Source organism: Microbacterium sp. Soil_C_42 (assembly GCF_057656735.1).
On the sequence record NZ_JBDGJU010000024.1, the window covers coordinates 50,992 to 65,726 of the forward strand.

14 protein-coding genes, 1 tRNA gene and 1 pseudogene are annotated in these 14,735 nt (G+C 70.0%); 12 read left to right on the top strand and 4 right to left on the bottom strand.

Annotated elements, in window-relative coordinates; translation table 11 throughout:
• The first annotated feature begins 52 nt into the window (after positions 1 to 52).
• Positions 53 to 1,705: a SulP family inorganic anion transporter gene (locus AC3A46_RS13850; RefSeq protein ID WP_487665709.1), complete on the top strand. Its 1,653-nt coding sequence runs from the start codon at positions 53 to 55 to the stop codon at positions 1,703 to 1,705.
• Between the two features lie 98 nt (positions 1,706 to 1,803).
• Here AC3A46_RS13850 and AC3A46_RS13855 read toward each other — a convergent pair whose 3' ends face one another.
• Positions 1,804 to 2,067 (bottom strand): hypothetical protein, encoded by a 264-nt coding sequence (locus AC3A46_RS13855; protein WP_487665710.1) that lies wholly within the window; start codon positions 2,065 to 2,067, stop codon positions 1,804 to 1,806.
• Between the two features lie 93 nt (positions 2,068 to 2,160).
• Positions 2,161 to 2,499 carry a DUF7882 family protein gene (locus AC3A46_RS13860; RefSeq protein WP_487665711.1) on the bottom strand — a complete coding sequence of 113 codons (339 nt, stop codon included), beginning with the start codon at positions 2,497 to 2,499 and terminating at the stop codon, positions 2,161 to 2,163.
• Between the two features lie 433 nt (positions 2,500 to 2,932).
• On the opposite strand from AC3A46_RS13860, the gene AC3A46_RS13865 reads away from it, so the two are divergent.
• From AC3A46_RS13865 to AC3A46_RS13875, 3 genes are all read left to right on the top strand, one after another.
• The gene (locus tag AC3A46_RS13865) at positions 2,933 to 3,586 is read left to right on the top strand and encodes a hypothetical protein (protein WP_487665712.1); all 654 of its coding nucleotides are present in this window, start codon (positions 2,933 to 2,935) and stop codon (positions 3,584 to 3,586) included.
• Positions 3,573 to 3,953 (top strand): hypothetical protein, encoded by a 381-nt coding sequence (locus tag AC3A46_RS13870; protein WP_487665713.1) that lies wholly within the window; start codon positions 3,573 to 3,575, stop codon positions 3,951 to 3,953. The genes AC3A46_RS13865 and AC3A46_RS13870 overlap by 14 nt, the downstream gene beginning before the upstream one ends.
• A gap of 106 nt (positions 3,954 to 4,059) precedes the next feature.
• The gene (locus AC3A46_RS13875) at positions 4,060 to 4,443 is read left to right on the top strand and encodes a tyrosine-type recombinase/integrase (RefSeq protein ID WP_487665714.1); all 384 of its coding nucleotides are present in this window, start codon (positions 4,060 to 4,062) and stop codon (positions 4,441 to 4,443) included.
• Positions 4,444 to 4,467: 24 nt separating this feature from the next.
• On the opposite strand, the gene AC3A46_RS13880 is transcribed toward AC3A46_RS13875, so the two are convergent.
• Positions 4,468 to 4,543 (bottom strand) — tRNA-Arg (locus AC3A46_RS13880).
• 44 nt (positions 4,544 to 4,587) lie between these two features.
• Entirely contained in the window at positions 4,588 to 5,412 is an 825-nt protein-coding gene (locus AC3A46_RS13885; RefSeq protein WP_487665715.1) for an SGNH/GDSL hydrolase family protein, read from the bottom strand.
• A 161-nt stretch (positions 5,413 to 5,573) separates the two neighbouring features.
• Between AC3A46_RS13885 and AC3A46_RS13890 the strand changes: the two genes are divergently transcribed.
• The 8 genes and pseudogenes from AC3A46_RS13890 to AC3A46_RS13925 all read left to right on the top strand — a co-directional run.
• Positions 5,574 to 6,428 carry a transglutaminase-like domain-containing protein gene (locus tag AC3A46_RS13890; RefSeq protein ID WP_487665716.1) on the top strand — a complete coding sequence of 285 codons (855 nt, stop codon included), beginning with the start codon at positions 5,574 to 5,576 and terminating at the stop codon, positions 6,426 to 6,428.
• A 46-nt stretch (positions 6,429 to 6,474) separates the two neighbouring features.
• Positions 6,475 to 8,142 carry an arginine--tRNA ligase gene (locus tag AC3A46_RS13895; RefSeq protein ID WP_487665717.1) on the top strand — a complete coding sequence of 556 codons (1,668 nt, stop codon included), beginning with the start codon at positions 6,475 to 6,477 and terminating at the stop codon, positions 8,140 to 8,142.
• A 3-nt stretch (positions 8,143 to 8,145) separates the two neighbouring features.
• The gene (locus tag AC3A46_RS13900) at positions 8,146 to 8,964 is read left to right on the top strand and encodes an LmeA family phospholipid-binding protein (protein ID WP_487665718.1); all 819 of its coding nucleotides are present in this window, start codon (positions 8,146 to 8,148) and stop codon (positions 8,962 to 8,964) included.
• 149 nt (positions 8,965 to 9,113) lie between these two features.
• Complete coding sequence (lysA, locus tag AC3A46_RS13905) at positions 9,114 to 10,598, top strand: diaminopimelate decarboxylase (RefSeq protein ID WP_487665719.1); 1,485 nt, start codon at positions 9,114 to 9,116, stop codon at positions 10,596 to 10,598.
• Positions 10,595 to 11,908, top strand: a complete 1,314-nt coding sequence (locus AC3A46_RS13910) for a homoserine dehydrogenase (RefSeq protein ID WP_056370330.1) — start codon at positions 10,595 to 10,597, stop codon at positions 11,906 to 11,908. The genes lysA and AC3A46_RS13910 overlap by 4 nt, the downstream gene beginning before the upstream one ends.
• Positions 11,909 to 11,932: 24 nt before the next feature.
• Positions 11,933 to 13,021: a threonine synthase gene (gene thrC / locus AC3A46_RS13915; protein WP_056370328.1), complete on the top strand. Its 1,089-nt coding sequence runs from the start codon at positions 11,933 to 11,935 to the stop codon at positions 13,019 to 13,021.
• Positions 13,018 to 13,965 (top strand): homoserine kinase, encoded by a 948-nt coding sequence (gene thrB / locus AC3A46_RS13920; RefSeq protein WP_056370326.1) that lies wholly within the window; start codon positions 13,018 to 13,020, stop codon positions 13,963 to 13,965. The genes thrC and thrB overlap by 4 nt, the downstream gene beginning before the upstream one ends.
• 203 nt (positions 13,966 to 14,168) lie before the next feature.
• Positions 14,169 to 14,735, top strand: a pseudogene (locus AC3A46_RS13925) (hypothetical protein); the annotation flags it as partial.

Sequence of the window (14,735 nt, forward strand, 5' to 3'; positions counted from 1 at the left end):
GCTCGACCATGCCAAGCTGGAGACGACTTTCCCCACGTATCCAGGAGCAGGAATGCAGCGACCTCTCGCCGGTCTGACCAGGCGGAACCTCGTCACCGAGCTCACCGCAGGGGTCACCCTTCTCGCGATCGCCATCCCGCTCAACATCGGGTACGCGCAGATCGCCGGCCTTCCGCCGACGGCAGGGTTGTACGCGCTGGTCGTGCCGACGCTGATCTATGCGCTGGTCGTGTCGTCTCGTCAGCTCGTGGTGTCGCCGGATGCGGCGGCGGCCGCCCTCGTCGCCTCGTCGATCGGCGGGCTCGCCACAGCCGGCAGCACCGACTACGCCACGCTCGCACTCGCTCAGGCGATCATCTGCGGCGTCATGTTCGTGCTGATGTCGGTGTTCAAGCTGGGCTTCCTCGCCAACTTCCTCTCCAAGCCGATCCTGATCGGATTCGTCGGGGGACTCGCCCTGGACATCCTGGTCAGTCAGATCGCGAAGATGCTCGGGGTCAAGATCGACTCGGGCGGCGAGTTCGTCGACAAGGTGGTCGGACTCGTGTCGAACCTCGACACGATCAACGCGTGGTCGCTGGCGATCTCGGCGGTGTCCGTTGCCGTCCTGCTGCTCGGCGCGAGGTACCTGAGGGTCGTTCCGTGGGCGCTCGTCGTGCTGATCCTGTCCACGCTGCTGGTGGTGCTGACAGGCCTCGACCACCGGGGCGTCGACGTTCTGGGAGCGGTGCCCTCTGGGCCGCCCACGCTCACGTGGCCCGTCATCGACTGGCAGATGTGGATGGCGCTGATCCCGTCGGCGATCGCGCTGACGCTCGTCACCACCGCCGAGGGCCTCCTCGTCTCGCGCTCGTACGGCGAGAAGCACGGCTACCCGTTCCACGCCAACCGCGACCTCCTGGCCTTCGGCCTCGGCAACATCGCCGCGGGGGCGCAGGGCAGCTTCGCGATGGGCTCCTCGACGTCCCGCACGGCAGCGATGGATCAGGCGGGCTCGCGCACCCAGCTTCCGTCGCTCGTGCTCGCCGTGGGCACGCTGCTGCTTCTGCTGTTCGGCACCACGCTGCTCGCCGACATCCCATCGCCCGCCATCGGCGCCGTCGTCGGTGTCGCGATCCTGCCCCTCCTGGGCATCCGCGAATTCCGCGTGCTCTGGCGCCAGGACCGCTTCGAGTTCGCGATCGGCGCGGTGTGCTTCCTCGTGACGCTGTTCGTCGGCGCGATCCCGGGCATCGTCGTGGCGTTCGTGCTCGCCCTCATCAACCTCGCCAAGCGCGCGGCGAACCCCGCGATCGACGTGCTCGCCGCCGATGACGACGCGAAGCAGTCGCTCCTCGAAGACGCGGCGGCCGGCGCGACGACCGCGCCCGGCGTGGTGGTGGTGCGGATGGCAGCGCCGCTGTTCTTCGCGAACGGCACCGTCTTCTCCGCCGCCGTGAAGCGCGCGGTGACCGGCGCCGAGGAGCCGGTGAAGCACGTGGTCATCGATATGGAGGCGGTGACGGACATCGACGTCACCGGCGCCGAGGCGTTCGCGGCGCTCGAGGAATGGCTCGATGAACAGGGGGTCAGCCTGGCGTTCAGCCGCGTGCGGGTGCCGACGAAAGCGCGCCTCGCCGAGCTCGGACTGCTGTCCGGGCAGACCGTCTACTCGACCAACCGAGAGGCTGTGGCCGCGCTGGAAGGCCGGGCGCCGCAGTACTGAGGATTCACGGCCGCCGGGCGTGCGCGATCAGGGCCACCGGCGTGTGAGGGCGCCTGAAACAGCCGGTGTGCGTGGGTCGCAGCATCCGTTCCCGGTGATCAGCCGACGAACGGCGGACCACCGCTGGACCAGATCGCATCAGGGCTGGGCGCGGGCAGCTCGTCCGGGATGGGGATGATCGCCAGCGGAACGCCCGGCGTCAGCAGGAGGTGGGCGACCCGCATCTCGCCCTCGCCGTCGTTGACCTCCAGCCAGTACGGGCCTGCGGAGATCCCCGCTTCGATCTCGTCGCGCAGATCCTCGAAGCGCCGGCCTCCGATGCTGTAGTGGTCCCCGCCGTAGTAGATGTCGATCCTCTTCATCACCACTCCCATCGCTGCCGCCCATCTCACTGGCGCCGGGCGCCGCCGCGAAGCGCCTTGACAGGCCGGCCCCGCGAGGTCTACGAAGTCGCTTCAGCCGGCGAGGTCGTGCTCTGCGGCGCCCTCGACGTGCGGCATCGCCGGCTCCGGCACGAGATAGAGGCCCGTGGGGGAGTTCGCCGTGTACGCCAGCGCGTCGATCCACGCCGGATTCAGCTGGGGTTTGCGGCTGCCGTAGAACTTGTAGACCAGCGAGCATCTCGGATGGATCCACACCGTCGTCCTGCCGTCGCCGATGCTCGCGTCGTCGCGCCAGGTGAAGTGGAAGGGCTCGCCCCGCCGCAGCTTCGTGCCGATCACGAGCTGCAGGTGTGCAAGCGTCCGGTCGTCGAAGTCGACCTTCACGGTCCCTTCGTACATCAACTTGCCCATGAAGGCCTCCGTGGGAAGGGGTCGACGGCCGAAGCGCTGAGAGCCGCAAAGAGGAGGTCGTCGATCCGCTCCGCCCCCATGCTCCTCCGACGGGAGGATGCGGGCCAGCCCTTGACATCCGCACATCCCGCAACGGCGGACGATCCGCCTGCGAACCCGCGGCCGGGGGCCCCGGGGAAGAGCAGAAGGACCGCGAGGCCTGATGACCCGCGGTCCTTCTCACTGCTTGTGGTGGTGGTGACCGAGACAGGAATCGAACCAACGACCGCCGAAGCGTCACCGATGTGTTGACCCACAACCGTTACCGATGTCCTGAGACATGACAGTGCGGTCTCGCGATCGGCGCGATTTCGCCGCGATCGTGCATGTTGTTACTGATCGGAAATATACCGCTAGAGTATATTTGCGATAAGCAAAGGAGGGGGGTGGACGGGTGGCCACCGACACAGAGATCGTTCGCCAGGTCGCGCGCGCCCCGATGCGAACCGCGCGGTTGAAGGACATCCGCACGGACGAAGCTAACCTGTGGCGTGTCGTCGACCGACTCGTCGACGAGGGAGCTCTCACCAGGCTCGTGCACGGGATCTATGCAGCGCCTCCGGATGGACGCGACGGCCGCACTTGGCGACCGCCACTGGAAGCGGCGGCCCTCGCCGTCGCGACAGCCAGGTTCGGTCAGCGACAAGCTGCCCTCATGGGTGTGAGCGCGGCTCGCCACTGGGCTGCGATCCCGCGTGCCATCGGAGTCGCCACCGTGGCGGTGCCGAGAGCCGGCTACGCCCCGACGGCGCTCGACACGGGTGGACGCATCAGATTCGTGCCTCGAGACCTCGATCAACTGGACCTGGTCGTGGAGCGCACAGCGCTCGGCGAAGGCTTCGTCACGACCCCAGCCCAGACTCTGTTCGATCTCCTGAGCAGGCCGCAAACGAATGACGTGCCGATGGAAGCAGGCGCGGCCGTGCCGAACCTGGCTGCGCGCGTGAGTGCACCGGAGTTCGAGGAGATTGTGGTCGCGGCGCGCAAGACCACGACCGCAGCGCGGCTCATGCTGAAAGAGCTGAAGGAGCGAGATGGCCCGGGATGAGAGCAAGCATCGACGAGATGGTGCTGGCAGGTTCGGCGAGAAGATGAACAGCGAGCCGGAGGCCTCATTGCGCGCCCCCGTTCCCGGCGTGCTCGACGACGACGAACGGATCGCAGTCGAGATGCAGTTCGGGGTGGACGAGGAGCAGGTGATCCGAGACCACGCCATCTCCCATGCTCTCGCTGCGATCGCCAGCATCGGTACCGACGAGGTCGTGTTCTTCGGCGGCACCGCGCTGTCTCGCACGCATCTCACGGAGGTGCGGCTGTCTGAGGACATCGAGGAAGCACTCGGCCACCAGTGCATGACTGAGGTGGGCCCAAGAGAGGCCGCTCGTGTCGTCCGTGAGGCTCTCGCCGCGCTCTGACCTCGGTCAGCCGCCGGGGCAGTCGCAGGGGGCTGCCGCTGTAGGAGGCACAGCCAACTGGCCCCGCCGGCTCAGGCTCCCCGACGTACTCGAAGCGCATGACGTCGTGGTAGCCGGTTCCAGCGCAGCCGCAGGCAAAGCGTCTGAGGAGCTTCTGTTCGGCGATGGCCGTCGGCACGTCAAACTGCCGGCCTCGCGGAATGGCTGGTTCACCCAAGCAGTGCGCGCAGCGCAAGCCGAGGACCCGACCTTCCCCCGCATCACGCCCCACGACCTCCGTCATACCGCTGCGTCGCTTGCCGTCAGCAGCGGTGCGCATGTCACAGCGGTGCAGCGGATGCTCGGACACGCGTCCGCTGCAATGACGCTCGATGTCTACGCGGACCTCTTCGACGACGATCTGGACGCCGTGGCGCCCGCTCTCGATCGCGCCAAGCGCGCCACAGATGTTGTCAAAGTGTTGTCACGAGAAAGGGATCGAGAGTCCTGATGACTCTCGATCCCTTGTCCCGACTGGTGCCCCCGACAGGAATCGAACCTGCGACCTTTGGTACCGGAAACCAACGCTCTATCCCCTGAGCTACGGAGGCGTGCCGATCGAGACTACCATCCAGGTGCCCGTGGCCCCGCCACCTCAGGGCGTCGGGGGAGTGTCGTCGAGCGGTGCGTCGGCGACGATCGCGGGCTGCTGCTCCATCCGCTCGATCGCCGTCGCGACGCGGTCGGCGAGGTACGCGTGGCCGTTCGTCGAGGGATGGTCGCGTCCGATGGGACCGGTGTCGATGACATCGAGGTAGTTGGCGTCGGTGATCCAGTCCTCAGCGATGGGGGAGATGTACCACCAGCCGCGCGCGCCGGCGAGCTCGCCCAGGTCGGCGTCGATCCTGCGCGTGGCGTCCTGCACCGGCAGCACCTGCGGCGACGGGCCGAGGATCACGATCTCGGCGTCGGGGTAGCGGGCCTCGAGGGCATCCCAGACGGCGGTGACGGCATCCCGGTATCCGGTCGGATAGAGCTTGCGGTCGTTGATCGACCCCTCGACGATGATGAGGTCGGGGTCGAGAGCCGGATCCAGCGCGCCGATCCGCTCGCCGTAGGCGGGGCCGTCGAGGCCGGGCTTGAGGTAGCCGCTGCCGCGCACGCCGTCCACGACGGTCTCTACGCCGAGCTCGTCGGCGAGGAGGTAGGCGAAGCCGAGCGTCGGCACGGTCGCGGCCGAGCCATAGACCCACGAGTCCCCGAAGACGAGAACGCGCGCGTCCTCTTCCAGCACGAGAGGAGCGGGAGGGACGGATGCTGCGACCGCCGGCTCGCCCTCGGCCACTGCCGCCGGAGCGACGGGTTCGGGGACGCCCCACGGGCGCAGCACCGCCACGGCGCATACCGCCGCGACGGCCAGTGCGGCGCCCGCCAAGGGGAGCCACGGCCGCCGGTCTCGGGTGCTGCCGGGCGCGTGCATAGAGAGAGGGTAAGTCATGCACGGGCGAGGTCGTCTCATGGGCCGTGAACTGGGGAAAAGAAGGGCTCGATCCTGAGGGTGGGAATCGCTTCCAGAACACTCGCAGCAAGACGTTGTCAACCCCGCACGATCGCGCCCTCGCGGCATGCGAGGATACTTCGGTGCAACGCGTCGTGACCGCTGAGATGGACCTCGAATTGGGGGCATCCGTCGACCTCATCTTCCAGATCGCAGCCGCTCAGGCGGTGCCGATCTCGAATGAGCAGCTGACGTTCACCCAGGGCGATCGCGTGTACACCCCGACCGAGATCGTCGATCAGTCGGGGAGCAGGCTGCACCGCCTCACGGGCGAGCCCGGGCACCTCGAGATCCGCTACGAGGCGACCGTCGACGGACAGGCGGCGAGCAGCCGCACGAGCGATCTCGAAGCCATCACCTACCTGCGCCCGAGCCGTTACGCGCAGTCCGACGAGGTGTTCCAGCAGGCCCGCCGCCAGTTCAAGGGGCTCTCGGGCCACGACCTCATCGCGGCGGTGTCGGAGTTCGTCTCGACGAGCACCACGTACACGCCGGGTCTCAGTCAGGGCACCGACAGTGCGGTCACGACCCTCATGACCGGCCAGGGCGTCTGCCGGGACTACGCGCACGTCGTCATCGCCCTGCTGCGCGCGATGGACATGCCGGCCCGCTACGCCGCGTGCTTCGCGCCGGGACTGCGCCCGATGGACTTCCACGCCGTCGCCGAGGCGTATCTCGACGGCGCCTGGTATGTCATCGACGCGACGCGTCTCGCGAACCGCAATTCGCTGGTGCGCATCGCGACAGGGCGCGATGCCGCGGACTGCGCATTCCTCAGCTACCACGGCGGCTACGTCGGTCTGAAGCGCCTGCACGTCGACGCGTGGGTGGTCCCCGAGTCGGCGACCCTCGACGGACTCGACACCCTCCCGGGAGTTCTGCCCGAGGCATCCGATCCCGCCGCCGACGACTTCGGCGCCCTGGTGCAGATCTCTTGACCCCGCGCAGGGGCGGAGCGGGCCGCGCCCGTAGACTTGACGGGCTATGAATCCCGAAGCCCTCTCCGCCGCCCTGCTCGCCGTCGTCGCCCCCCTCGCGGAGGCGCGACGACCCGGTGCGGCCGAAGGGCTCACGGTCGCCGATCTGCCGCTCGAGCGGCCGAAGAACCGCGACCACGGCGACTGGGCCTCGAACGCGGCGCTCAAGCTCGCGAAGGCCGTCGGCGCGAACCCCCGCGAGTTCGCCGCCGACATCGCGGCCGGTCTCGCCCAGGTCGACGGCGTCGCCGATGTCGAGGTCGCCGGTCCTGGCTTCATCAACATCCGACTGGATGCCGCCGCCGCCGGTGCGCTCGCGAAGACCATCGTCGATGCGGGCGCGGCGTTCGGAACGAACGAGTCGCAGCGCGGCAACACGATCAACCTGGAGTTCGTGAGTGCGAACCCGACGGGTCCGATGCACATCGGCCACACCCGCTGGGCGGCACTCGGCGACTCGATGGCGCGGCTGCTGCTCGCGAGCGGTGCGACGCTGGTCCGCGAGTTCTACGTCAACGACGCCGGCGCGCAGATGGACCGGTTCGGCCGCTCGGTGCTCGCCGCCGCCAAGGGCGAGCCGACCCCCGAAGACGGCTACCCCGGTTCGTATATCGACGACCTCGCGCAGCGTGTGCTCTCGGCGGTGCCCGAACTGCTCACGCTGGCGGAGGACGAGCAGCTGCGGATCGCGCGCGACCGCGCCTACGAGCTGCAGCTCGGCGACCTGCAGTCGTCGCTCGAGAAGTTCAACGTGCACTTCGATGTCTTCTTCAGCGAGCGCACGCTGCACGCGAAGGGGGCCGACGGCGAGCCGAGCCTCGTGGACGAGGCCGTCGACCGCCTGCGCGAGCAGGGCCACGTGTTCGACGACGAGGGCGCCGTGTGGGTGCGCACCACGGACTTCGGCGACGACAAGGATCGCGTCATCCGCCGCTCGAACGGCGAGTACACCTATTTCGCGGCCGACGCGGCGTACTACCTCAACAAGGGCGACCGCGGCTTCGCGCACAAGATCTATCTGCTCGGCGCCGACCACCACGGCTACGTGCACCGCCTCAAGGCGCTGGCCGGTGCGGCCGGCGACGACCCCGAGAAGGACATCGAGGTGCTCATCGGGCAGCTCGTGTCGGTCAACGGCGCGCGGCTCTCCAAGCGCGCGGGCAACATCATCGAGCTGGACGACCTGCGGGACTGGATCGGCACCGACGCGCTGCGTTATTCGCTCGCGCGCTATCCCGCGGACTCGCCGCTCACGCTCGACCCCGAGATCCTGCGCAAGCGCACCAATGACAACCCCGTCTTCTACGTCCAGTACGCCCACGCGCGCACGCACAACGTGGCGCGCAACGCCCACGGCTCCGGCGTCGACCGTTCCGAGTTCGCCCCCGAGCTGCTGACCCACGAGACCGAGTCGGCCCTCCTCGGTGCGCTGCAGGAGTTCCCGCGCATCGTGGCGTTCGCCGCCGAGGTGCGCGAGCCGCACCGCGTCGCGCGGTACCTCGAGGAGCTCGCAGGGCTCTACCACCGCTGGTACGACAACTGCCGCGTGATCCCGCTGGGCGACGAGCCCGTGGAGCCGGTGCACCGCACCCGGCTGTGGCTCAACGACGCCACCGGGCAGGTGCTGCGCAACGGACTCGATCTCCTGGGCGTCACGGCACCGGAACGGATGTAGCAAATGGCCAGAGGCGACACGCAGGCGACCGAGCCGATCCCCGACGGGACGCTGTCGACCGCACCGGCGCAGCCGCGCCGCGTGTGGCCGTGGATCGTGGCGTTCGCGATCGTCGCGGTGCTCGCCGTGGCCGCGTGGTTCGCCGCCGAGGCGATCGCCCGGCAGATCGTGACCGGCGTCGTCCGCGACCAGGTGCGCACCCAGCTGTCGCTGCCTGCCGACCACCCGGTCGACGTCGACATCGCCGGCGCCGTGATCCCCCAGCTCATCTCGGGCTCCATCGACGACCTCACGATCTCGTCCGACGACGTCACGCTCGGCGGAGTCACCGGCGATGTGACGGTGACGGCGCACGATGTCGCCGTGCGCGGCACCGGAGAGATGAGCGGCGCCACGGCGACGGTCTCGCTCGACGAGGCGCAGCTGCGCACGCTGCTGGCGACGGTCGAGGGCTTGCCGTCCGACACCGTGGGCCTCGCCGCGCCGAACGTGACGACGTCGATCGACCTCCAGCTGTTCGGCGTGTCCGTCCCCGTCGGCGTCGCCCTGGCACCGTCCGCGGTTGACGGCGCCATCGTCCTGACGCCCGCAGGGTTCCGCCTCGGCGAGTCGGAGGTGACCGCCGACGCCCTGCGCAGCCAGTTCGGAGGTCTCGCCGACATCGTCCTGCGCGAGTGGAACGTGTGCATCGCGCAGTACCTGCCGGCCGGCGTGACCCTCACCTCCGTCGAGGTGACCGGCGACGTGCTCGTCGCCGACTTCGACGTCGATGGGGCCATCGCCACCGATCCGGCGCTGCAGGCGAACGGCACCTGCGCCTGAGCCGCCGCAGGGCGTCACACGGCGCGGGGCCCTGGAGCCGTGTGCCCTAGACTGCTACCACCGCCAGGTGCGTGACCCCCTCCGGCCTGGCAGAGCCGCACCCGGACTCCCGGACGGCCAGCGTCGAAGCTCCCACTGATTGGTCCACCGTGTCCGCCGACCCGCACCACCGTTCCGTCGCTCCCGCGTGGCTCGAGCGCCCCGCCGACGCGAACGTGCTCGCCCCGGCCGTCTGGCCGGCGGCCGCGGCGCGTGATGCCGACGGCGTGCTGGAGCTCGGCGGCATCCCTGCCACCGCCCTGCGTGAGCGGTTCGGCACCCCTCTCTATGTCGTGGACGAGGACGAGGTGCGCCAGGCCGCACGCCGCACGCTCGACGCCTTCCGCGCGGCTGCGGCGCTGCACGGCGTCCAGGCCCGCGTCTACTACGCGGGCAAGGCGTTCCTCAGCACCGAGGTCGTGCGCTGGGTCACCGAAGAGGGGCTCGCCGTCGACGTGTGCAGCGGCGGAGAACTCGCCGTCGCACTCGCGGCGGGCGCCGATCCCGCGCGACTGGGCTTCCACGGCAACAACAAGTCGGTGGCCGAGCTCGAGCGGGCCGTCGAGGTCGGCATCGGCTCGATCGTGATCGACAGCCTGATCGAGATCGAGCGTCTGGCGGCGATCGTCGAGCGCCGCGGAGCGACGCAGGCCGTGCTGCTGCGGGTCAACAGCGGCGTGCACGCCCAGACGCACGACTTCCTCGCGACGGCTCACGAAGACCAGAAGTTCGGCTTCACGCTGACGGAGGCCCCGGCCGCCGTCGCGCGCATCCGCGAGCTCGGCGGGCTCGAGTTCGTGGGCCTGCACTGCCACATCGGCTCGCAGATCTTCGGCACCGCCGGGTTCGAGGAGTCCGCCGCACGCCTGGTCGAACTGCACGCCGAGCTCCGCGAAGGCGGCGAGCTGCCGGTCCTGAACCTCGGCGGCGGGTTCGGCATCGCCTACACGTCGGTCGACGACCCCACTCCCATCGAGCAGCTCGCGCTGGGCATCGCCGAGTCGGTCGCGCGGCAATGCGAGGTGCGGGGCATCCCCATGCCGAACCTGGCGTTCGAGCCGGGCCGCGCCATCGTGGGCCGCGCGGGCGTGACCTTGTACGAAGTGGGCACGGCCAAGCCCGTCGCGCTCGAGAGCGGCGACACCCGCCTGTACGTGAGCGTCGACGGCGGCATGAGCGACAACGCCCGCCCGGCCCTGTACGGGGCGCAGTTCTCGGCCCGCATCGCGTCGCGCACCAGCGACGTCGAGCCGGCGCTCGCGCGCGTGGTGGGCAAGCACTGCGAGTCGGGCGACATCGTCGTCGACGCGGAGTACCTGCCGGGCGACGTCTCGCCCGGCGACCTGCTCGCGGTCCCCGCAACGGGCGCGTACTGCTTCTCGCTCTCGAACAACTACAACTACGTCCCCCGTCCGCCCGTGGTGGCGCTGCGCGGGGGAGAGGCACGCGTCATCGTGCGCGGCGAGACGATCGACGATCTGCTCGCCCGGGACGCGGGCCTCAGTACCGTGCGCGACGGGCGTGAGCTCGCCGGAGCACCGACGGAAGGAAGACAACGCATGCCTGTACCGAGCGAGCGAAGCGAGTCGAAGTGACCGACTACCGCCGCCTCCGCGTCGCACTGCTGGGAGCCGGAGCCGTCGGCTCGCAGGTCGCCGCGCTGCTGCGTCAGCACGCCGACGAGCTCGCCGACCGTGCGGGTGCACGACTGGAGCTGGTGGGCATCGCCGTGCGCGACGTCGACGCCAAGCGCGAGACCGATCTTCCGCGCGAGCTCTTCACGACCGACGCGGACTCGCTCATCGTCGGCTCCGACATCGTCATCGAGCTCATGGGCGGCATCGAGCCGGCGCGCGAGTACCTGCTCCACGCGATCAACTCGGGCGCCGACATCGTGACGGCCAACAAGGCGCTCCTGGCGACGCACGGCCCCGAGATCTTCGACGCCGCCGATCAGGTGGGTGCCGAGGTCTACTACGAGGCGGCCGCTGCGGGTGCGATCCCCATCATCCGTCCGCTGCGCGACTCGCTCGCCGGCGACCGCGTCCAGCGCATCATGGGCATCGTCAACGGCACCACGAACTACATCCTCGACCGGATGGACACCGAGGGCGCCGAGTTCTCCGACGTGCTCGCCGACGCGCAGCGCCTCGGTTACGCGGAGGCAGATCCGACCGCCGACGTCGAGGGCTACGACGCCGCGCAGAAGGCCGCGATCCTGGCGAGCCTGGCCTTCCACACGACCGTGCCGCTCGATGCGGTGCACCGCGAGGGCATCACCTCGATCGACAAGTCGATGATGGATGCCGCACGCCACGCCGGGTACGTCATCAAGCTGCTCGCCGTGTGCGAGCGCCTGACCGAGGCATCCGGTGAATCCATCTCGGTGCGCGTGTACCCGGCGCTCATCGACCGCGCGCACCCGCTCGCGAGCGTGCACGGCGCCAACAACGCGGTGTTCGTTCAGGCCGAGGCCGCCGGAAACCTCATGTTCTACGGCGCGGGCGCCGGTGGCGTGCAGACCGCGTCTGCGGTGCTCGGCGACGTCGTGTCGGCGGCGCGCCGCCACATCGCCGGCGGCGTCGGCGTCGGCGAGTCGACGCTCGCGAACCTGCCGATCGTCCCCGTCGGACGCGTCACCACGCGGTACCAGATCACGCTCGAAGTCGACGACCAGCCGGGCGTTCTGGCCACGGTCGCGGGCATCCTGAGCGAGGGTCGCGTGTCGATCGCGACCGTCGAGCAGACCGTCGTCGAGTCGGCCGAGGGTGAGAGCGGCGTGGCGCGACTGGTGATCGGCACGCACAAGGCTTTGGAGCAGGACCTGAGCGAGACGGTCGACCGCCTCGCCGCGAGCGGCGTCGTCGAGCGCGTCGTCTCGGTGCTGCGCGTCGAGGGCAATTGAAGACTTTTCTGAAGGAGAACTGACATGGCACACGTTTGGCGCGGAGTCCTCCGCGAGTACGCAGATCGACTGGGCGTCACGGATGCCTCGACCGTCGTCACCCTCGGGGAGGGCGGCACGCCGCTCCTGCCCGCTCCCGCGCTGTCGCGCCGCACCGGCACCGACGTCTGGGTGAAGTTCGAGGGCATGAACCCCACGGGCTCGTTCAAGGACCGCGGCATGACCGTCGCCGTCTCGCGAGCGATCGAGCACGGGGCGAAGGCCGTCATCTGCGCCTCGACCGGGAACACCTCCGCCTCGGCGGCCGCGTACGCCGCCCACGCCGGCATCACCGCCGCGGTGCTCGTGCCCGAGGGCAAGATCGCGATGGGCAAGCTCAGCCAGGCCGTGGCGCACAACGGCCGTCTCATCCAGATCCGCGGCAACTTCGACGACTGCCTCGAGATCGCGCGCGAACTCGCCGACAACTACCCGGTGCACCTGGTCAACTCGGTCAACCCCGACCGCATCGACGGTCAGAAGACCGCCGCGTACGAGGTCGTCGAGCAGCTGGGCGACGCCCCCGACTTCCACTTCATCCCGGTCGGCAACGCGGGCAACTACACCGCCTACACGCGCGGCTACCGCGAAGAGGCCGAGGCCGGCGTCTCGACCCGCGTGCCGCGCATGTTCGGCTTCCAGGCCGCCGGCTCGGCGCCGCTCGTCACCGGTGAGGTCGTGAAGAACCCCGAGACGGTCGCCAGCGCCATCCGCATCGGAAACCCCGCGTCGTGGGAGCTCGCCCTCGAGGCGCGCGCCGCCACCGACGGGTACTTCGGCGCGATCGACGACGACCGCATCCTCGCGGCCCAGAAGCTCCTCGCGGGCGAGGTCGGCATCTTCGTCGAGCCCGCGTCGGCGATCAGCGTCGCCGGTCTCCTCGACCGTGTGGAGGCGGGCATCGTGCCGCAGGGCGCGCGCGTCGTGCTCACGGTGACCGGCCACGGCCTCAAGGACCCGCACTGGGCACTGCGCAACGCCGACGGCTCCGAGGTCGAGCCCACCGTGGTCGACGCCACGACGTCGGAGGTGGCATCCGTCCTGGAGCTCGCTCCCGCGGCGGCGACCGCGTGAACGCAGCCGTCGCTCCGGCCCCCGGCCGCCGCGTGGTGGTGCGGGTTCCGGCGACGAGTGCCAACCTCGGACCCGGGTTCGACACCCTCGGCCTCGCGCTGAGCGTGTACGACGAGCTCGACGTCACGGCGCTGCCCGAGGGCGAGCTCGAGATCGAGGTCGAGGGAGCCGGTGCGGACGACGTGCCGCGCGACGCCTCGCACCTCGTGGTGCGGGCGATCGCGTATGCGTACGAATCGGTCGGACGACGGATGCCGGGCCTCCGCCTGGTCGCCAAGAACGTGATCCCGCACGGGCGCGGCCTCGGCTCGTCCGGTGCGGCGGTCGTGTCCGGCCTGCTGGCCGCGAAGGGCCTGCTCGAGGGCGACGTCGAGCTCGGCCCCGACGCCCTGCTCCGTCTCGCGACCGAGCTCGAGGGCCACCCCGACAACGTCGCGCCGGCGCTGTTCGGCGGACTCACCATCGCCTGGGTGGACGAGGACGGCCCGCAGCACAAGAAGCTGCTCGTGCACCGCGGTGTGTCGCCGCTCGTCTTCGTGCCGACCTTCACGATGTCGACCGAGCTCGCGCGCAGCCTTCAGCCGATGCATGTGCCGCGAGAGGACGCCGTCTTCAACGTCTCGCGCTCCGCGCTGCTGATCGCGGCGCTCACGCAGAGCCCCGAACTGCTGCAGGCGGCGACGGAGGACAAACTGCACCAGAACTACCGCGCGAGCGCCATGCCCGAGACCGACGGTCTTGTGCGGGCGCTGCGCGCGGCGGGCTTCGCGGCGGTCGTGTCGGGGGCGGGACCGAGCGTGCTCGTGCTCGCCGACGGCCCGGGACGACGCCTCGAGGCGGCGGCGCTCGCGGGCACCGCGACCGACACCCCGTGGGAGGCGCTCATGCTCGCCGTCGACTTCAAGGGTGGTACAGTGAGGGAGTACGCGGAGGGTTCCACGTAAGACGTGAATCTGGCCTCCGTCGCAAATCTGCGAAACCACCGCACGGCATTCTGACCTGCCGACGTCCGCTGAGCACCCTCGCGGTCCCTCACCCCGTCGGCGGGCGTTTCGACAGGCGTGACAACTGATCGAGACAGGCAGACGCCACCCGGCAGCGCCGTGCGATCGTGCACAATCGTTCCGTTTTTCACAAGGGAGAACTCGTGGAGTCCATCTCCGAGATCCACGCCGACGTTCCGGCCGACGAGCGCGCGGAAGCGCCCGAGGCCCTCGAGGGCGCCGGCAGCGTCGAAGCCCAGGCCGAGGCCGTGGCTGAGGAAGCTGTCATCGAGGCCGTCGCGGCCGAGGTCGTCGCCGAAGTGGCCGTCGAGGTCGCCGAGGCGGCCGACGCCGTCGCCGACGAGGCCGTCGTCGAGGCGCTCGCCGCCGAAGAGGTCGCCGAGGAGGCGGTCGCCGAGGCGATCGTCGCCGAGGAGTCCGGTGACGCCGCCGCCGCACAGGCCGCCGAAGAAGCGGCCGAGGAGGCCGTCGCCGAGGCGATCTTCGCCGACGCCGTCGCCGAAGAGGCCGTCGCCGAGGCTGAGGTCGCGGACGCGGTCGCCGAAGAAGCGGTCGCCGAGGCCATCGTCGCCGAGGTCGTGGCCGAAGAGGTCGTCGCCGAGGTCGTGGCCGCCGAAGCAGCTGCCGAGGCGCCGGTCGAGGCGCCCGCCGCGCCCGCCAAGGCCCCGCGCAAGCGCGCTCCTCGCCGTGCCAAGAGCACCGACGTCGCG